Origin of the sequence: Streptomyces sp. NBC_01433, assembly GCF_026340105.1 — a bacterium.
Classification (GTDB): domain Bacteria; phylum Actinomycetota; class Actinomycetes; order Streptomycetales; family Streptomycetaceae; genus Streptomyces.
The window spans coordinates 3,188,474-3,207,277 of sequence record NZ_JAPEPM010000001.1; the positions used below are offsets into that span (position 1 = coordinate 3,188,474).

Below are 18,804 nucleotides of genomic sequence, written 5' to 3' on the forward strand. Positions count from 1 at the left end.
ACCCTACATAGCCAACCATCCGGTTGGTTGGCTAGCGTGTCGATCAAGGAACACACTGTCGAACGGGTGGAGGGGTGAGCTGTGCTGAAGGGCGACGCGGGGGTATGGGTGACCGGACTCGGGGCGACCACGCCGCTGGGCGGTGATCTCCCCACGACGTGGGCGGCGATGCTGGCCGGGGAGAGCGGGGTCGCGGTGCTGCGCGAGGAGTGGGCCGCCGGGCTGCCCGTCCGGCTGGCGGCGCCGATGCGGGTGGACCCGGCCACGGAGATGAAGCGGACCGAGGCCCGACGGTTGGACCGGTGCGAGCAGGCGGCCCTGGTGAGCGCGCGCCAGGCGTGGGCCGACGCGGCACTGTCCGGCGTCGACCCGGAGCGGGTGGCCGTCGTCATCGGTACGGGGGTGGGCGGCGTGCTGTCGTTGCTCGGGCAGGACGACATCCTGGAGGCGTCCGGGCCGCGCAAGGTGTCCCCGCACACCGTGCCGATGCTGATGGCCAACGGCCCGGCCGCCTGGGTGAGTATCGATCTGGGGGCGCGGGGTGGCGCGCACACCCCGGTGAGCGCCTGCGCCTCGGGGGCGGAAGCCCTCGCGTACGGGCTCGATCTGATCCGGCTCGGCCGCGCCGACGTCGTCGTCGCCGGAGGGGCCGAGGCATGTCTGCACGCGCTGCCGCTGGCGGGCTTCGCGCAGATGCGGGCGCTGTCGACGACGAACGGCGACCCGGACCGCGCCTCCCGCCCCTTCGACGCCGAACGCAACGGCTTCGTCCTGGGCGAGGGCGCCGCCGTCCTGGTGCTGGAGCGCGCCGAGTTCGCCCGCGCCCGCGGCGCCCGGCCCCACGGCGTCCTCGCCGGGGCGGCCGTCACCTCCAGCGCCGGGCACATCACCGCATCCGACACCGCCGGACAGGTACGGGCGATGCGCGGGGCGTGGGAGTCGGCCGGCCTCGCGCCTGCGGACATCGGCCTCGTCCACGCGCACGCCACCTCCACACCGCAGGGGGACCTCGCGGAGGCGGACGCCCTGGCCGAGGTCCTCGGCGCACACACCCCCGTGGTCACCGCGACCAAGTCGATGACCGGCCATCTCCTGGGCGCGTCAGGTGCGTTGGGGGCCGCCGTCACCGTGCTCGCGCTGCGCGACGGGGCCGTGCCCGCCATCAGGAACCTCGACACGCCCGACCCGGCGATCGACCTCGGCCTCGACCTCGTCATGGCACAGCCCCGCCGGGGGACGTGGACCGCCGGACTGGCCAACTCCTTCGGCTTCGGCGGCCACAACGTCTCGCTGGCCTTCACCACGGCGCCTTGACCACACGGTTTTCGGTGGGTGGGCGGCCGTCCCCAGCCCGTTCGGCGTGGGGCCCAGCCCTGTGAGTCGGTGGGTGTGCGACCTCCCCAGCCCGTCCGGCGTGGGGCCCAGCGTTGTGAGTCGGTGAGTGGGTGCCCTTCCCAGCCCGTCCGGCGATTGAGGACGGAACCCTCGTCCGGGTCCGCCCGGGCGCAACTGGTCCCCGGGGCCGGGCGCCCCGGTCAGCCGGAGCCGGGCCGGCGGGCCGCCCGCTACCGTACGGCCCGAAGCGCGCGCCGCCGCACCGGCGCGTCACCCGCCCCCGCCGCACCCGCCGCACCACCCGCACCCGCACCCGCACCCGCCCCCGCTGACGCCCCCGCCTCGCCCAACAGCCCCGGCAGCTCCGTCAGTGCGTTGATCCGGAAGTCCGCGGTCTCCACGACATCGGGGTGGTCCGCCCACCAGTGCCCGTACGGCCCGCGCCGCAGATGCGCGGCCCGCAGCCCCGAGGACTTGGCCGGGAACAGGTCGTTGGCCGGATGATCACCGACGTACAGCGTCGACTGCGGCTCCGCCCCCGACACCTCCAGCACGCGCGCGAAGAACTCCGGGTCCGGCTTCGCCACCCCCCACTCGTCGGACGTGACGACGAGATCCGCGGGCAGGTCCAGCGCCCGCAGCAGTTCCCCGGCCCGTACCGTCCGGTTCCCCGCGACCACGACGCGGACGCCCAGCGCGCGCAGTTCGGCCAGAGCGGGCCGTACGTCCGGGTAGAGATCCGACTCGTCGAGGTGCTCGCCGCGTCCCGACGCCGCCCGCGCGAGGTAGGCCTCGGCGACGTCCATGTCGGGGCGCAGGATACGCAGCGCGTCCGCGCTGTCCCGGCCCTGGACCACGGCGGCGCCCACCAACGCACTGAGTGTGTGCGGCGGGACACCGAGCCAGTTGGCCCAGGACGCCCAGTAGCGGTCGTCGCGTACGAGGGTTTCGCCGATGTCGAACACGATCGTTTCCATCACCGTCCCGACCCTACGGGCGCGTCGGCCGCGCGAGGGGGCTCATTCGGTGAGTCGGCCCGGACGAGTGAGGGCGAGGGAGCGGACGCGCCCACGCACGGTCCCGGGCCCGGAAGGCCGGGTTCGCGAGCCCGGCCTCCCGCCCGCCCGGCGACACCCGCGCGCCCGGCGACACCCGCGCGCCCTCCCGCCCGGCCCCGCCCGCGCGGCCACACCCACCCGGGCTATGTGAACGTCGCGCACACCGTGGAGATCGCCCCGCCCGCGCGGCCACACCCACCCGCCCGGCCGCGCCCGACCCGCTCCCCGCCCGGAGGCCGTGGTCCGGTACGCGTGCCTCGCTCGTATGCTCGGGTCCATGACCGATCCTCAGAGCGGACGCCCCACCACCAACGCCATGCGGCGCGCGCTCAAACGGGCCCGTGACGGTGTCGCCCTCGATGTGACCGAGGCCGCCGTACTGCTCCAGGCGCGCGGCGACGATCTGACGGACCTCTCCGCGTCCGCCGCCCGGGTACGGGACGCGGGCCTTCAGGCCGCCGGCCGGCCGGGCGTCATCACGTACTCGCGCAAGGTCTTCATCCCGCTGACCCGGCTCTGCCGTGACAAGTGCCACTACTGCACCTTCGTCACCGTGCCGGGCAAGCTCCGCCGCGAGGGCCACGGGATGTTCCTGTCTCCCGACGAGGTCCTGGACATCGCCCGCGAGGGCGCGGCCATGGGATGCAAGGAAGCGCTGTTCACCCTGGGCGACCGGCCCGAGGACCGCTGGCCCGAGGCGCGCGAGTGGCTGGAGGCCGAGGGGTACGACGACACCCTCGCGTACGTACGGGCCATGGCGATCCGGGTCCTGGAGGAGACCGGTCTGCTGCCCCACCTCAACCCGGGCGTCATGACCTGGACCGACCTCCAGCGGCTCAAGCCCGTCGCCCCGTCCATGGGCATGATGCTGGAGACGACGGCGACCCGCCTGTGGTCCGAGCCGGGCGGCCCGCACCACGGTTCACCGGACAAGGAACCGGCCGTACGGCTGCGCGTCCTGGAGGACGCGGGCCGCTCCAACGTCCCGTTCACCACCGGCATCCTCATCGGGATCGGTGAGTCGTACGAGGAACGCGCGGACTCCCTCTTCGAGCTGCGCAAGACCGCCCGCGCCTACCACGGCATCCAGGAGATCATCGTCCAGAACTTCCGCGCCAAGCCGGACACGGCGATGCGCGGCATGCCGGACGCCGAGCTGGAGGAACTGGCGGCGGCCATCGCCGTGGCCCGCCACATCCTCGGCCCCTCGGCCCGCATCCAGGCCCCGCCGAATCTGGTGGACGCCGAGTACGCGCTGCTCATCGGCGCCGGGATCGACGACTGGGGCGGTGTATCGCCCCTCACTCCCGACCATGTGAACCCCGAACGCCCCTGGCCGCACATCGACGAACTGGCCGCGAGGACAGCCGAGTCGGGCTTCACGCTGCGCGAACGCCTCACCATCTACCCGGAGTTCATCCAGCGCGGCGAACCCTGGCTGGACCCCCGCCTCGTCCCGCACGTCCGCGCCCTGGCGGACCCGGAGACGGGCCTGGCCCGCGAGGGCGCGATCCCCACCGGCCTGCCCTGGCAGGAACCGGACGAGGGCTTCAACGCCACCGGCCGTACCGACCTGCACCGCACCATCGACACCGAGGGCCGCACCGGCGACCGCCGCGACGACTTCGACGAGGTGTACGGGGACTGGGAGGCGCTCCGCGAGGCGGCCGCCCCCGGGATGGTCCCGTCGCGCATCGACGCCGACGTACGCCAGGCGCTCGGGCAGGCCGCCGACGACCCCACGAAGCTCACCGACGACCAGGCCCTCGCCCTGCTCCACGCGGACGGCCCGGCGCTCGACGAGCTGTGCCGGATCGCGGACGCGCTGCGCCGGGACGTGGTCGGCGACGACGTCACGTACATCGTCACGCGGAACATCAACTTCACCAACGTCTGCTACACCGGCTGCCGTTTCTGCGCCTTCGCCCAGCGGCGCACCGACGCCGACGCGTACACGCTCTCCCTGGACCAGGTCGCCGACCGGGCGGCCCAGGCGTGGGACGTCGGCGCGGTCGAGGTCTGCATGCAGGGCGGCATCCACCCGGACCTGCCCGGCACGGCGTACTTCGACATCGCACGGGCGGTGCGCGAACGCGTCCCCGGCATACACGTGCATGCCTTCTCACCCATGGAGGTCGTCAACGGCGCGACCCGCACCGGGATGTCCATCCGCGACTGGCTGCTCGCCGCGAAGGAGGCCGGGCTCGGCTCGATCCCCGGTACGGCGGCGGAGATCCTGGACGACGAGGTCCGCTGGATCCTCACCAAGGGCAAGCTCCCCACCGCCACCTGGCTGGAGGTCATCAGGACGGCCCACGAGGTGGGCCTGCGATCGTCCTCCACGATGATGTACGGCCATGTCGACCAGCCCCGCCACTGGCTCGGCCACCTCAGGACGCTGGCCAACCTCCAGCAGGAGACGGGCGGTTTCACGGAGTTCGTGACCCTGCCCTTCATCCACACCAACGCCCCGGTCTACCTGGCGGGCATCGCCCGCCCCGGCCCCACCGACCGCGACAACAGGGCCGTCACCGCGATGGCCCGTCTGCTGCTCCACCCGCACATCACCAACATCCAGACCAGCTGGGTGAAGCTCGGCGCGGAGGGCGCGGCGGAGATGCTCCGCTCGGGCGCGAACGACCTGGGCGGCACGTTGATGGAGGAGACCATCTCCCGTATGGCCGGATCGAGTTACGGCTCGTACCGTTCCGTCCAGGACCTGATCGCCATCGCCGACCTGGCCGGCCGCCCGGCCCGCCCGCGGACGACGCTGTACGGCGAGGTCCCGGCGGAGCGCGTCACGGCCGCCGCCGCGTCGGACGGCCATCTGCCGGAACTGCTGCCGGTGCTGCCGAGCTGAGGACGGAGTTCCCGTAGGACTCCGCCCGGTGGCCGGCCGCATGGGTGCGGCCGGCCACCGGGCGATGTTCGTGATCCCAGGAGCCGGCTTCCCCGGCACGGCCGAGACGGTGAGGATCCGTCACTCCTCGGGGAGTTCCACGATCACCAGCGTGCCCCGGCTTCCGGGGCGGACCGCGTGGGGGGTTCCCGCCGCCACCAGGTACAGCTCGCCCGTCCGTACCGACACCGGCCGGCCGTTCACCTCCAGCTCCAGCAGGCCGTCGAGGACCAGCAGTGCCTCGGTGGCTCCATGGCTCTCCTCCTCGACCGGCAGTTCGTCCATGCGCAGTACCTTCACGCAGGCCGCCCCCACCAGTCCGAGCCGGTGAGAACTCCACGCCGCCGGCAGACCGGCCGCCGTCTCCGCAAGGTCGACCACGCTCATGGCACACCCCTCCCTCGGGCTCGGTCGGTCATGGCCGAACGGGCCCGTACACAAAGGTCAATGGATGCTTGAAAGCTAGCTGACCAGGGAAAACAAGTGGTCGACCGTTTGGTAAAGCCTGCCGCTGGCTCTGGGCCGAAGCACTTCCCGGCCCGGATCAGCCGATCCGGCGGTCGCGGCCCGCGAGCAGCCCGGCCGCGAGCTGGGGAAGCATGAGCAGGCTCATGAGGAGCAGGGGCGGGCGCCAGCTGCCGGTGTGCTGGTAGAGGGCGCCGACCAGTACGGGGCCGGGTATCGACAGCAGATAGCCGGTGCTCCGTGCGAAGGCCGACAACCGGATCACCGCCGCACCGTCCCGGCCCCACATGCCGATCATCGTCAGAGCCAGCGGGAACGAGCAGTTGGCGACGCCGAGCAGTACGGCCCACAGCCACGGCGCGGTAGCCGGTGCGGCCCAGAGCCCGGTGTATCCGGCCAGTCCGAACACCCCGATGGTCACCGCGATCCCGCTCTGGCCGCGCAGTCTTCCGGCGGCGGTGGACAGGGCGAAGGACAGGGGGATGCCGGGTACGGAGGTGAGGGTGAACAGCAGACCTGCGGTTCCGGCGGAGAGTCCGGCGTCGCGGTAGATGGTCACCCGCCGGACCAGCGATGCCGACGGACGCGGCCGAGTCGTCGCCCTCACCGACGCCGGACGCGAGCTCATCGACCAGGCCTTCACCGAGCACATCCACAACGAGCACCGCTTCCTGGCGGAACTCACCCCGCAGGAAGCCGCCGGCCTCGAAACGCTCCTGACCGATTGGCTGGCCCGCATCGAACCGGCCCGCCGACCGCCCGGCCTCTAGCGAAGCCCCCGGCGGGCCCGGCTGTCGGCGCCTCCAGCCCCGGCGGGCCCCGGCCCCAGCACACCCCCCGGCCCCGCCCCGTCCGGTCTTCTAGTGGTCCGGTCCCCGGCCCTCCGGCCAGAAGTCGGTGGAGTGCGGGGTGCCGTCGAGGGCCGCGCCCACCCGGCCCCGGATGTAGCCGCCGGTCATCGGGCAGTCCAGGGCCTTGTCGGTGCGACAGCCGAGCATGTGGGTCAGCACCGCGACGGCACGGTCGAGCTTCTCGATCCGTTCGCGCATCGCGTCCCGCTGGGCGGCGATCAGCGCGAGCCGGTCGTCGAGCTGTTCGCTGTCCACGATGGCGCTCGTCTCCGTGAGCGTGAGCATGCCGTCGTCGTGCCAGAGCTGGGCGTACGCGAGCCGGGCTAGGTCCTCGCGGCGGTAGTACCGGACGCGTCCCCGGCGCTCGCTGTGCCGGACGAGTCCGCGTTCCTCGTAGAACCGGAGGGTCGCGACCGTCAGCCCGAACGCCTCCGCGACCTCGCTGATCGAGTACAGGTCCTTCACGGGGTACCTCCGCCTGGGCTTGCGCTCAAGTTTACTTGAGCGTGAACGCTGGGGGAGTCGCCCACCCCGGAAGGCTCTCGTGCCCGTTCCCTCTCCCGCCCGGACATCCGACCCCTCCACGCCGCTCGACCCCTCCACGCCGCTCGACCCCTCCACGCCCCTCGACCCCTCCACGCCGCTCGACCCGCCCCCGCCGCGGGCCACCGGCGCAACGCCCCGTGCGAAGGCCGCGGCCGCGGTGCTGGTCCTCGGCTTCGTCCTCCTCAGCTTCAACACCCGCGTGGCGTTCGGCCAGCTCGGGCCGCTGGCCCCGGTGGCCGGGTTCGGGACCGGGGCGCTGACCCTGCTCGGGCTGCTCCCCCCGCTCTGCATGGGCGCGTTCGCCCCGCTCGCGTCGTCGGTCCGGCGCCGGTTCGGCGAGGAGCGCGGCCTGTTCTGGGCAAGCGTCCTCCTGCTCGCCGGGGCGGTCGTCCGGATGCTCGGGCTGCCCGGTCTGTTCGTCGGCACCGTGCTCGTCAGCATCGCCACGGCCGTCGTGAACGTACTCATCCCGGTCTTCGTCCGCAGCCGGTTCGCCCCGCGCCGGGTCGGCGTCATGATGGGGGTCTACGCCCTGTCCATGGGCGCCGGTTCAGCCCTCGTCGCGGCGCTGATGGTGCCGGTCTGGCAGGCGTCCGGCCACTCCTGGCAGACCGCGATCGGCGTCGCCGTTGTCCCGGCGGCCCTTGCGGCCGTCGGCATGGCCCCGCAAGTGCGCGGCAACGGCAACGGCACCGCCGCCACCGGGCGTTCGGGGCCGTGGCCGTGGCCGCGGCGGCACAGGAGCCCGGTGGGGCGCGGCGGAAGCGGGCCGGTGTGGAGCCTGACTGCGTTCTTCGGGCTTCAGACGCTGCTCTTCTACACCACGCTCGCCTGGCTGCCCGCGATCCTCGTGGACGCCGGGGTCGCCAAGGGGACGGCAGGGGGCATGCAGTCGCTGTTCATCCTCGGCGTCGCGGTCGGCGGCTTCCTCACACCGGTCCTGGCCGCCGCCCGGGCCGACCAGCGCCCCCACCTGACCGCCGTCATCCTGATCTGCGCGGTCGGCTACGCCGGTCTGCTGACCGCCCCGGCGGCTGTCCCCGCACTCTGGGCGATCGTCCTCGGCATCGGGCTCGGCGGCGGCCAGGCCGTGGCCGGGGTGCTCTACGTCAAGCGGGGCAAGGACCACGAGCACGTGGCCAAGCTGTCCACGGTGGCGCAGACCGGTGGCTACCTCCTTGCCGCCGCCGGACCGGTCACCGCGTCCGTACTGCACACCGTGACGGGGGCGTGGACCGTGCCCCTTCTCGTCTTCGTGGGCGTGCTCGTGCTGAGCCTGGTGGCGAGTTCACGTGCCGGTCATGACAAGCGGTGACCGGCACGGACCCGCTACGAGCGAGACGAACGACTCCAATGGCCAACGACTCCAACGGCCAATGACTCCAACCGCCTACGACTCCATCGGCGCACGGCTGCCCGGCCAACAGCTCCCCGGTCGGCGGGTGGCGCTGCCAGACTGGGGGCATGACCGCCGCCGGCCCGCGCCGCCTGTCCCTTCAGCAGATCGTCGAGGAGCAACGCCGTGCCGCCTTCGTCGGGCGCGCCGCTGAACTCGACCTGTTCCGGGGCAACTTCGCCCTGCCTCCGGAGGATCCACGCCACCGGTTCGTGTTCCATGTGCGCGGCAACGCGGGGGTCGGCAAGACGTCTCTCGTACGGGAATGGCGCCACGCCGCCAGAGGGTGCGGGGCGCTCACCGCGTCGGTCGACGAGAGTGCCGAGTCCGTGCCCGAGGTACTGGCCCTGATCGCCGCGCAGTTCGCCGCGCAGGGGCACCCGCTCAAGGCGCTGGATCGGCTGCTGACCACGTATCAGCGACGGCTCCACGAGGCCGCCGCCCAGGACGCGGCGGGCGGGGAGCCGGTGGACGGTGATCCCTCGGCCGGGGCGCTGGTCGCCGCGCGGGCCGGGCTGATCGCGGCCGGGACGCTGCCGGTCGTGGGGGCGCTCGTCGGCGGGATCGACCCGGCGCTGGTGGCGCGTGGCGCGGGCGGCCTGCGGGCCGTGTTCGGCGGCCGGTCGCGGCAGCAGGACGACGCCCGGCTGCTGGCGGAACCGGTACGGGTCCTCACGCCCGTGTTCGTCGCCGAGCTGGAACGGGTCGCGGACACCGTGCCGTGGGTCGTGCTCTTCCTCGACACGTACGAGCGCACCGCCCCGCTCCTCGACGGGTGGCTGACCGACCTGCTCACGCCCGGCCGGTACGGCGAACTCCCCGCGAACCTCGTCCTCACCCTGGCCGGGCAGCGCCGCCTCGACCCCGTCCGCTGGGCCGACCACGCGCGGCTCATCGCGGACGTCCCGCTGGCCCCGTTCACCGAGCGGGAGGCGCGCCAACTCCTCACCGGGCGAGGGGTCGTGGAGGAGACCGCCGTACGCGAGGTGCTCCGGCTCTCCGGCGGGCTGCCGGTCCTCGTCTCGACCCTGGCCGCGAACCCGGGGGCGGTCGGTGACGCCGGAGCGAGCGCCGTCGAGCGCTTCCTGGCGGGGGAGAGCGACCCGGACCGCCGCGCCGCCGCTCTCGCGTGCGCCCTGCCCCGGCGCTTCGACGAGGACCTGGTGGCCGTGGCGGTACCGGAGGGGGCGCCGGGGGCGTACGCATGGCTGCACGAGCTTCCGTTCGTCGCCGAGCGGCACACCGGGCGGGCCCGCTACCACGATGTCGTCCGTGCCCCGATGCTCCGGCTCCAGCGCACCACCTCCCCGCAGAAGTGGACCGAGGCCCACGACCGCCTGGCCGGGGCCTTCGCCGCCCGCCGGGACGCGGCGGCCGAGGGCATCGACCCGGACCGGCTCTGGGCCGGGGAACCCTGGCGCGACGCGGCACTCGACGCGCTGTACCACCGGCTCTGCGCCCGCCCCCGCACCGCGCTCCCCGACGCCCTGCGCGCCGGGACCGCCGCCTGCCACCAGGACCCGCTCGCCGCCCGCCACTGGGCCCGCACCCTCGCGGAGGCGGGCGAGGACGCCGACAGCGCCGTACTGCGCGAATGGGGCCGGGACCTGCTGACCGCCCTCACCGACCACGGACCCCGCGCCACCGCCGCCCTCGGGCTGCTGCTGACCCGGGCCGAACTGGACGACACCGACAGGGCGTCCACCCTCGTGGCGCGGGCCTGGGACCGCTTCCGGGCCCGGGAGTTCGACGCGGCACTCGCCGACTACGGGCGAGCCCTCGTCCTGGACCCGCGCAGCGCCCGCGCCCACCAGGGGCGGGCGGTCGCGCTGCGGGCGCTCGGGCAGCACGAGGCGGCGCTGGCCGACCTGGACCGGGCCGAGGAGATCGCGCCGGACTGGGCGTGGGCCGTGCGGGAACGGGGCGAGACCTACCGGCGCATGGGGCGCCTGGACGAAGCCCTGCCCGTACTGGACCGGGCGCACGCCCTGGACCCCGGCGACGCGGTCACCCTCGGCAGCCGGGGGCTCGTCCGCCAACGGCTCGGCCGGCCCGAGGACGCGCTCGACGACTTCGACCGGGCGGTGGCCCTGTGGCCGGAGTACATCTGGGGACTGGTCCGGCGGGCCCGGGTCCGGACGTCCCTCGGGGACCCCGTCGGCGCCCTCGCCGACCTGGACCGCGCCGGGGAGCTGGCACCCCGGGCAGCCGGGACGGAAGGGGAACGGGGCGAGGTCTACCGGGCGCTCGGCCGGTACACGGAGGCCGTGGAGAGCTACGGGCGCGCCCTGGAACTGGACCCCGAATACGCCTGGGCCCACGGCAGCAGGGCCCTCGCCCACGAGGCCCTGGGCGAGCCCGGCCGGGCGCTGGCGGACCTGGACCGCGCGCTGGAGATCAACCCGGACTACACCTGGGCACGCAACCAGCGTGAACGGCTGGCGGCGGCCGTGCGGGGGAACTGAGGGGGTGCGGTGAGGAAGGCGGGGCACTGGGCCTGAACCTTCCCTTCCGGATTCCGCCGGACGGCCTCCGGGCACCACCGGAAGGGGAAGCCCGAAGCGGTCCACCGTGGTCAAAAACGACCTGCGGGACGTCCCTTCACATACCCACGCGTACCCAGATCCGCCCCCTCAACCGACCGTTCCCCTTCGATTACAGTGCTGCGCAGTCGCACGGAGTCGGACGAGGTCGCGCGGTCTTCGCACGCTGATCCGCCCGACGGGCCGGGCGTGCGGGACGGACGGACGTACGTACGGGGGAGGGGCGAGGTGAGCACAGGGACCACGGCTGTCTGGGGCCGGGCCGAACAGCAGGACTTCCGCAGCCGGGTACGCGGCGCCCTGCTCGGCGGGGCCATCGGGGACGCGCTCGGGGCGGGCGTCACCGGGCTCACCCTGGAGGAGATCCGCGAGGCCCACGGCGCCGAAGGGGTCACCGACTTCGTCCCGGCGCACGGCAGACGCGGCACCGTCACCGCGGTCACCCAGCTCACCATGTTCACCGTCGACGGGCTGATCCGCGCACAGGTGCGCCGCGACACCGGGGCCTGGCACCCGCCCACCGACGTGCACCGGGCGCACCTGCGCTGGGCCGCCACCCAGCGCGACTGGGGGCCCGACGAGCGCCGCAAGGACAACGGCTGGCTGGCGGCGGAGGAGTGGCTGTACGCCCGCCGCGCCCCCACCCGGGAATGTCTCAACGGCTTCGGCGACACCGTCATGGGCACCCTCGACCAGCCCAAGAACCCCACCGCCCGGGACGCCGCCGCGCTCACCAGGTCCGCGCCGTTCGGGCTGCTGGTGGGATGGGAGCCGCAGCTCGTCCTCCAACTGGCCATCGAGTGCGCGGCACAGACCCATGGCCACCCGACCGCCCAGCTGGCCGCCGGGGCCTTCGGTGTCCTGGCGCATGGGCTGGCCCGCGGCGAGACCCTGGACGGTTCCGTTCAGCACGCCCTGGCTCTGCTGGCGGAGCGCGCGGGCCACGAGCCGGTCACCGAGGCCCTTCAGCAGGCCCTCGGCTCCGTACGCCAGGGAATCCCGGGCCCGGCCCTGATCGAGGCGCTCGGGGACACGGACTCCGCCGAGGAGGTCCTCGCGGTGGCTGTCTACTGCGCGCTGGTCGGCGAGGACGTCCGGCACGGGCTGCGGCTCGCCGTGAACCACGGCGGGCCCTCGCGGGCCACCGGGGCGGTCTGCGGGGCCCTGCTCGGTGCGCTGCACGGCGAGACCGCCCTGCCACCCGCCTGGCTGTCCGAACTGGAGGGGCGCGCCACGCTCCTCGAACTCGCCGACGACTTCGCGATGGAGATGACCCAGGGGCCGGCCCTGCACAGCCCGACCGCGGTCGCCCCCGGCTGGCTGGTCCGATACCCGCGCGGCTGAGGGGCCGAGGGGTCCTTGACGGGGTACGGGCACGGGGCGGACGCCCGCGCGTCCGCCCCGTGAACTCCATACGTACGAAAGCCGGTTGGCCTCAGTCCTTCGTTCCGTCGGGAACCGGTGAGCCGGTGGGACTCCCCTGCGCGGGAATCGCCGCACCGGACGCCGGGGCCGGGCCGTCCTCGTCCTCGTCGCCGTCGCCCCAGTTGACCTTGTCGATGATCGCGTCGCGCTCCGGGGTGTCCTCCGGCCTGATGAAGCCGATGACGATGTAGAGCACCAGCGAGATCGCCAGCGGCAGCGCCACCTGGTACTGGAGCGCCACGTCCGTCTTCACCGAGCCGTCGAAGTTGTAGTTGGTGAAGAAGAAAGCGAGGAGACCCGCCGCCCAGCTGGTCAGCGCCGCCGTCGGCCCCGACCTGCGGAACGTACGCAGCAGTCCCAGCATGAACGGGATCGCGATCGGGCCCATCAGACCGGCCACCCACTTGATGACGACCGAGATGATGTCCTTGAACGTCGGCGAGTTGATCTGCGTCGCCAGTGCCATCGACAGGCCGAGGAAGGCCAGCGTGGACAGCCGTGCCGCCAGCAGACCGCTGCGGTTGTCCCAGGTGCGGGCCGCCTTGGAGAAGACCGGCGCGATGTCCCGGGTGAAGACCGCCGCGATGGCGTTGGCGTCCGAGGAGCACATGGCCATCGTGTGCGAGAAGAAGCCGACGACGACCAGGCCCAGCAGGCCGTGCGGCAGCAACTGTTCGGTCATCAGCGCGTAGCTGTCCGAGGCGTCCGGCTTCTTCGCCTCGACGAGCAGCGGGGCCACCCACATCGGGAAGAACAGGACGACCGGCCAGACCAGCCAGAGGATCGCGGAGAGCCGGGCCGAACGGGTCGCGGAACGGGCGGAGTCCGTGGCCATGTAGCGCTGCGCCTGGTTCCACATGCCGCCGTTGTACTCGAAGGTCTTGATGAACAGGTACGCCAGCAGGAAGGTCACCGTGTACGGACCCGCGGTCGGGTCGGTGTGCCCCTCGGGCAGCTTGTCCCAGACGGTCCACAGCGAACTGAAGCCGCCCAGCTCGTTCATGGCGATGACCAGCATGGCCAGTCCCGCGAACAGCTGGATGATGAACTGCCCCAGCTCGGTGAGCGCGTCGGCCCACAGACCGCCGACCGTGCAGTAGACGGCCGTGATGGCACCGGTGATGAAGATGCCCTGGGTGATCGAGATCCCCGTGAAGACGGAGAGCAGCGTGGCGATGGCCGCCCACTTGGCGCCGACGTCCACGATCTTCAGCAGCAGACCGGACCAGGCCAGCGCCTGCTGGGTCTGGATGTTGTAGCGGCTCTTCAGGTATTCGAGCGGGGAGGCGACGTGCAGGCGCGAGCGCAGCCGGTTGAGCCGGGGCGCGAAGAGCTTGGCGCCGATACCGATGCCGATGGCGATCGGCAGTGACCAGGTCACGAAGGACGTGACACCGTACTGGTAGGCGATTCCGGCGTAGCCGGTGAACATCACCGCGCTGTAGCCGGACATGTGGTGCGAGATGCCCGACAGCCACCACGGCATCTTGCCGCCGGCCGTGAAGAAGTCGCTGACGTTGTCCACGCGCTTGTGCGACCAGAGTCCGATCGCGACCATCACACCGAAGTATCCGATGAGCACGGCCCAGTCGAGACTGTTCATGTGCCCCCTCCAGGGGTCCGCCTTGTGAACGGGTACGCACTTCGTCAGTACGGCCGTTCAGCGGGGCCCCGTGCGGGAGCGGGGACTTCGGGGATTGAACCGCCTGCCCGGGGCCTCGGTCAAGGTTTTCGGCGATCAGAAATGTGAACACCGATCAGCAAGTCGAACGATTTTGCGCTCTCTTGACCCAGTGGGGCGTTGTCATGACCGTGACCACGGCCACACGATGGGCGGGCACTTCGTCAGGCCGCACAGAGAACGGCCGCACAGAGAACGGATGTACGTCAGGAGAGTACGAAGCGACCGCACGGGATGCGGGTCCCGTGCGGCCGGGAAAGGGGAGCGCGTATATCTGCCGGGGCGCGTATGTCTACCGGTGCGCCAGTACGTCGGTATGTCGTACGCCGGTATGTCGGTGCCTCAACGCATCAGTTCGCCTGCGTTGACCAGCAGCGACTGCCCGGTGATCGCCCGCGCGCGGTCCGAGGCCAGGAACGCGGCAGCCTGCGCCACGTCCTCGTCCGTGGCCAGTTCGGGCAGCGCCATCCGCTCGGTGAGCCGGGCCAGCACCTCGGCCTCCGGTACGCCCTCGGTGTGCGCGGTGAACTGGACGTACGCCTGCACCGGCGGCCCCCACATCCAGCCGGGCAGCACCGTGTTCACCCGGATCCGGTGCGGTCCCAGTTCCCGTGCCATCGAGTACATCGCCGACGTCAGCGCCCCCTTGGACGCCGCGTACGCCGCCTGCCACACCTGCGAGGGGGCGGCCACCGCGGACTGGGTGCCGATGACGACCACCGAGCCGCCCCGCTCCTTGAGCGCGGGCAGGCAGGCCCGGGTCATCCGCAGCGTACCGAGCAGGTTGACGTCGATGACCGACTGCCAGGTGGCGAAGTCGGCATCCTCCAGACCGCCGAAGTAGCTGTCCCAGGCAGCCACATGGACCACCGCGTCGATCCCTCCGAACCGCTCCACCGCCAGTGCGGCCAGCGCCTCGCACCGCGCCTCGTCCGTGATGTCGGTCGGCAGGAGGGCCGTGTGCCGGCCCTCCGGGTCGATCTCGGCCGCCGACTTGGCGAGATTCGCCTCCGTGCGCGCTCCGAGGACCGCGTTGCCCCCGTCCCGTACGACGGTCGCCGCGATCTGATGCCCGAGCCCGGCCCCGACGCCCGACACGATGACGGTCTTCCCCGCGAGCAACATCGGTGCCTCCCGGCTCTGGCAGTTCTTCTGACGGAGCGTCAGAGTAGGTGCCCGCGGCGCAGGACGGAAGGGGAAGGGAACGGTATGAGCGACGAGACGCAGAGCGACCGGTACGCGGAACTGGCGGCGGTGGGGCCGTACGGAGTCCACCCCGGGCACGCCCTGATCACCATGGTCGAACCGCATCCCGGCCATGAGTACGCGTACAACCGCTGGTACGAGGACGACCACTACTACGCGGGCGCGATGGCCATGCCCTGGATGGCCGCCGGGCGCCGCTGGGTGGCCACCAGGGAGCTCCAGGAGCTGCGGTACCCGGAGAAGTCCGCGGTCGCCCGGCCCGTCGGGGCGGGGTGCTACCTGTCGACGTACTGGGTGACGGACGGGCGCTACGACGACCACATGAAGTGGACCGTCGGGATCAACAAGCGGCTCAACCGGGACGGCCGGGTCTACCAGGACCGCACCCACGTCTTCACCGCGTTCCAGGACCACGAGGCCACCGTCTACCGCGACGGGGCCGCCGGCCCCCGGGACTTCCACGCCCTCGACCACCCGTACCGGGGTCTGGTGCTTGAGGTCATCGACACCGAAACGCCGGAGAAGCGCGCGGAGTTGCTGGAGTGGCTGCGCTCCCGGCATCTGCCGAAGCGGCTCCACGGGTCGGCCGCGGCGATGGTCACGGTCTTCCGGCCCACACCGCTGCCCGGTGACCGGATGACGTATGTGAAGCAGGTCGAGGGGGTCGGCACCCGGCTGACGCTGCTGTGGTTCCTCCAGGAGGACCCGCGGGCCTGCTGGGAGGAGCGCTTCACCGGGCTCGACGCGGCCGTCGCGGAATCCGGACTGGGGCGGGTCGAGTTGGTCGCACCGTTCATCCCGACCGTGCCGGGGACGGATCGGTACGTCGATCAGCTGCGGTGACTTCGCTGACTCCGCTGACTGCGGTGGCCGAGATGTATCGGGCGAATGTGCCGAGCCCCCTCGGCCAGGACGGCGAACCAGTCGAGAGGGCTCCAGTCAGGTGATACGTGGCGACCGGCGAGATGGCCGGTCAGGCGTCGATGACGCCCTCGGCGACATCGCGCACGAACGTGTTCCACGCGCCGGGGACGAAGGTGATCGACGGGCCCTCGGGGGCCTTCGAGTCACGCACGGCAATGGACAGAGCGACCGGGGACTTGACCTCGACGCACGCGCCGTTGCCCCCGGAGTACGAGGACTTCGTCCACATTTCCGTAGCACCCTGAAGAATAGCCATGTTCACTCCGGTTCAGAGAGTTGGGTGGGTCGCACCAACCTGATTCCGGTTGGCGTGATCGACGCTACTCGCCAACTTCCCCGCATGAAGTGGCCGTTCACTCGACCGGATGGCATATTCCATGCAGGTCTTCCATCGTGAGGTGGCGACGGTGTACTCTGCCGTCGCCTCTCACTCGGCATCATTCCATTTCTCGCAAAACAGACGTAGTGGCTGTCCTGTTTCAGTTGGTGTATCGCTTGGCGATCTCGCTGATGAACTGCCGGGTCTGTTCCACATTCAGCGACTGCGCCCGCAGGTGCTCGTACATGACGCTGTATCGCTGCACATCATTCGCTTTCTCCAGATAGAGATCGCTTGTGACGCCTTCGATGTAGACGACGCTGGAGTCGGCGGCGTCCGGAAATTCCAGAATCGCGTACTGCCCGTTGATGCCCGGGTGCGCGCCCATGTCGAACGGCAGCACCTGCACGGTCACATGCGGCAGCTGCGACTGCTCGATGAGGTGCTCCAGCTGCTCGCGCATCACCTGCTTGCCACCGACCGCCCGCATCAGCGCCGACTCGTCGATCACGGCCCACAGTCGCAGCGGTTGCTCGGGCGCGTTGACCCGGTCCTGGCGACGGGCGCGTACGTTGACCCGCTTCTCGATGTCGGTCGGCGGCGTCTCCGGCAACGCGCCGTTGATCAGCGCCTCGGCGTACGCCCGGGTCTGCAGCAGTCCCGGGACGACCTGGGGTTCGTACACGCGCAGCGACTCCGCGTCGGTCTCCAGGCCGATGTAGACGCTGTACGGAATATCGCCGAAGGCGTGCCACCAGCCCTGCTGGCGGGAGTCCTTGGCCATCTGCATCAGCGAGTCGACGATCCGGTGGTCCTCGACCTCGTACACCCCGCACAGATCGCGGACGTCGCGCTGACTGATGGAGCGGCGGCCGTTCTCCAGGCGGCTGATCTTCGACTGCGAGACGAGCAGCCGCTCCGCCACCTCCTCGGCGGTCATGCCCTTGAGCTCGCGCAGGCGGCGCAATTCCTGGCCCAATCGGCGTCGCCTGACAGTGGGATTGACATGGGACGGCACGGAAACGGCACCTCCGGCTATGTAGCTGTGCGTATCTACTGCTCAGCAGATTGCCACCCCCGGCACCGGCCGCGCTGGGAAACGGCCACACGCAGGCGCGCGGGGCAGCCGGTGGACCCGGCTGCCCCGCGCGTGGTGCGGCTCCCGAACCGGGTCTTGGGGACATCGGTGCGGCGGTATTCGGCTGTCCGTGCGGTGCGCCGCGCGGAGCGCTGTTCCCTGCTCCGTGCGGCGCACCGTGCGGTCAGTGTGCGGCGGTCTGTGCCATGCTGCCGCGGCGCGACTGCGCTTGCGGTTGCAACGGCACCCCCGCTGCTTGCTGGTTACGGCGTGGCTGGACGGCCACCCCGTTCTGGACGTCCATCACGGCATGCGCCACGAGGCCGCCCATCGGGTCGTGCCTGATCAGATCCCGGAGCCGGGAGCGCGATGAACGCCCCTCGTTCCCGGGGTACAGGTGCTTGCCGAGTCCGACCGCGTGGGCCAGTGCGGCGAGCGCCGCGGTCCGCGGGTCCGGCGGTACGCCGGTGCGGATCGCGCTGTCCAGCCGGGCTCTGATGTCCCGGCTGATTGCCGTGTCCGTCGCCTGGTAGCGAGTCGTCGGCAGTACTCCGCACATCTGGCCCGCCACGGCATGCACCATGCCGCACCGCTCCAGATGAGCGAGGTAGATCTGGCGCAGCCCCAGCCGGGGTCCGCCGATCCAGTGGACGGCCCGAACCGGGCTGCCGCGACGGCGCAGCAGTTCCAGTGCGGAGTCCAGAGTCGGATCTCCTGTCGGCCGTGGCATCACCACGGCGATACGATCCCCGTCAGGGGCTATCCGTCCTGCCAGAGCCAGCTCTACTAGCTGTGCCCCGGCCAGGCCGAGGTCGAGCGACTGCGGCTGCGCTGTGGTACCCGTGGTCGGGTCCAGAGCGAGCAGCAGAAGCTCCTCCGGAATTGTTCTGCGGCTCCTGCCCATCCATGCCTCCCCGCGTGGATGAATGACAGGGTGACCCCTCTCACATTGGTCTGTCGAGAGCGCCTGACCGCTATGTATGGGAACCAGTAGGTATGTCGTTCTCGTCTAGCAGCCGAGCCAGGGGTTCACACAGGACACTGGTAGATGGTTCGGACAGCGCGGGGTTGCCCCCGC

14 protein-coding genes and 2 pseudogenes are annotated in these 18,804 nt (G+C 71.8%); 7 read left to right on the forward strand and 9 right to left on the reverse strand.

Annotated elements, in window-relative coordinates; all coding sequences use genetic code 11:
- Positions 1 to 81: 81 nt before the first annotated feature.
- Positions 82 to 1,314, forward strand: a complete 1,233-nt coding sequence (locus OG413_RS14370; RefSeq protein WP_266805696.1) for a beta-ketoacyl synthase — start codon at positions 82 to 84, stop codon at positions 1,312 to 1,314.
- A gap of 251 nt (positions 1,315 to 1,565) precedes the next feature.
- On the opposite strand, the gene OG413_RS14375 is transcribed toward OG413_RS14370, so the two are convergent.
- Complete coding sequence (locus OG413_RS14375) at positions 1,566 to 2,312, reverse strand: HAD family hydrolase (protein WP_266810142.1); 747 nt, start codon at positions 2,310 to 2,312, stop codon at positions 1,566 to 1,568.
- Between the two features lie 358 nt (positions 2,313 to 2,670).
- Here OG413_RS14375 and OG413_RS14380 point away from each other — a divergent pair, with 358 nt between their 5' ends.
- Complete coding sequence (locus OG413_RS14380) at positions 2,671 to 5,253, forward strand: bifunctional FO biosynthesis protein CofGH (protein ID WP_266805698.1); 2,583 nt, start codon at positions 2,671 to 2,673, stop codon at positions 5,251 to 5,253.
- Between the two features lie 120 nt (positions 5,254 to 5,373).
- On the opposite strand, the gene OG413_RS14385 is transcribed toward OG413_RS14380, so the two are convergent.
- Both OG413_RS14385 and OG413_RS14390 read right to left on the reverse strand, forming a co-directional pair.
- Entirely contained in the window at positions 5,374 to 5,679 is a 306-nt protein-coding gene (locus OG413_RS14385; protein ID WP_266805700.1) for a cupin domain-containing protein, read from the reverse strand.
- A gap of 157 nt (positions 5,680 to 5,836) precedes the next feature.
- Positions 5,837 to 6,310: pseudogene (locus tag OG413_RS14390) on the reverse strand (MFS transporter); the annotation flags it as partial.
- Here OG413_RS14390 and OG413_RS14395 point away from each other — a divergent pair.
- Positions 6,309 to 6,527: pseudogene (locus tag OG413_RS14395) on the forward strand (MarR family winged helix-turn-helix transcriptional regulator); the annotation flags it as partial. The pseudogenes OG413_RS14390 and OG413_RS14395 sit on opposite strands and share 2 nt — an antisense overlap.
- A 90-nt stretch (positions 6,528 to 6,617) precedes the next feature.
- On the opposite strand, the gene OG413_RS14400 reads toward OG413_RS14395, so the two are convergent.
- Entirely contained in the window at positions 6,618 to 7,073 is a 456-nt protein-coding gene (locus OG413_RS14400) for a MerR family transcriptional regulator (RefSeq protein WP_266805702.1), read from the reverse strand.
- A gap of 79 nt (positions 7,074 to 7,152) precedes the next feature.
- Here OG413_RS14400 and OG413_RS14405 point away from each other — a divergent pair, with 79 nt between their 5' ends.
- The 3 genes from OG413_RS14405 (at position 7,153) to OG413_RS14415 (ending at position 12,437) form a co-directional block, all read left to right on the forward strand.
- Complete coding sequence (locus OG413_RS14405) at positions 7,153 to 8,469, forward strand: MFS transporter (RefSeq protein ID WP_266805704.1); 1,317 nt, start codon at positions 7,153 to 7,155, stop codon at positions 8,467 to 8,469.
- 149 nt (positions 8,470 to 8,618) lie between these two features.
- Positions 8,619 to 11,015, forward strand: a complete 2,397-nt coding sequence (locus OG413_RS14410) for a tetratricopeptide repeat protein (protein ID WP_266805706.1) — start codon at positions 8,619 to 8,621, stop codon at positions 11,013 to 11,015.
- 306 nt (positions 11,016 to 11,321) lie between these two features.
- On the forward strand, positions 11,322 to 12,437 hold the full coding sequence (locus tag OG413_RS14415; RefSeq protein WP_266805708.1) for an ADP-ribosylglycohydrolase family protein: 1,116 nt from the start codon (positions 11,322 to 11,324) through the stop codon (positions 12,435 to 12,437).
- A gap of 91 nt (positions 12,438 to 12,528) precedes the next feature.
- Here the strand turns inward: OG413_RS14415 and OG413_RS14420 are convergent, their stop codons facing one another.
- Positions 12,529 to 14,121, reverse strand: a complete 1,593-nt coding sequence (locus OG413_RS14420; RefSeq protein ID WP_266805710.1) for a sodium:solute symporter family protein — start codon at positions 14,119 to 14,121, stop codon at positions 12,529 to 12,531.
- Positions 14,122 to 14,541: 420 nt separating this feature from the next.
- Positions 14,542 to 15,324, reverse strand: coding sequence for an SDR family oxidoreductase (locus OG413_RS14425; RefSeq protein WP_266805712.1), 783 nt, complete (start codon positions 15,322 to 15,324; stop codon positions 14,542 to 14,544).
- 84 nt (positions 15,325 to 15,408) lie between these two features.
- Here OG413_RS14425 and OG413_RS14430 point away from each other — a divergent pair, with 84 nt between their 5' ends.
- Positions 15,409 to 16,248, forward strand: coding sequence for a hypothetical protein (locus OG413_RS14430; protein WP_266805714.1), 840 nt, complete (start codon positions 15,409 to 15,411; stop codon positions 16,246 to 16,248).
- A 130-nt stretch (positions 16,249 to 16,378) separates the two neighbouring features.
- Here the strand turns inward: OG413_RS14430 and OG413_RS14435 are convergent, their stop codons facing one another.
- From OG413_RS14435 to OG413_RS14445, 3 genes are all read right to left on the reverse strand, one after another.
- The gene (locus OG413_RS14435) at positions 16,379 to 16,585 is read right to left on the reverse strand and encodes a DUF397 domain-containing protein (protein ID WP_266805715.1); all 207 of its coding nucleotides are present in this window, start codon (positions 16,583 to 16,585) and stop codon (positions 16,379 to 16,381) included.
- 223 nt (positions 16,586 to 16,808) lie between these two features.
- Positions 16,809 to 17,666, reverse strand: a complete 858-nt coding sequence (locus OG413_RS14440; RefSeq protein WP_266805717.1) for a helix-turn-helix transcriptional regulator — start codon at positions 17,664 to 17,666, stop codon at positions 16,809 to 16,811.
- A gap of 244 nt (positions 17,667 to 17,910) precedes the next feature.
- The gene (locus tag OG413_RS14445) at positions 17,911 to 18,630 is read right to left on the reverse strand and encodes a GPP34 family phosphoprotein (protein WP_073725732.1); all 720 of its coding nucleotides are present in this window, start codon (positions 18,628 to 18,630) and stop codon (positions 17,911 to 17,913) included.
- Between the last annotated feature and the right edge of the window lie 174 nt (positions 18,631 to 18,804).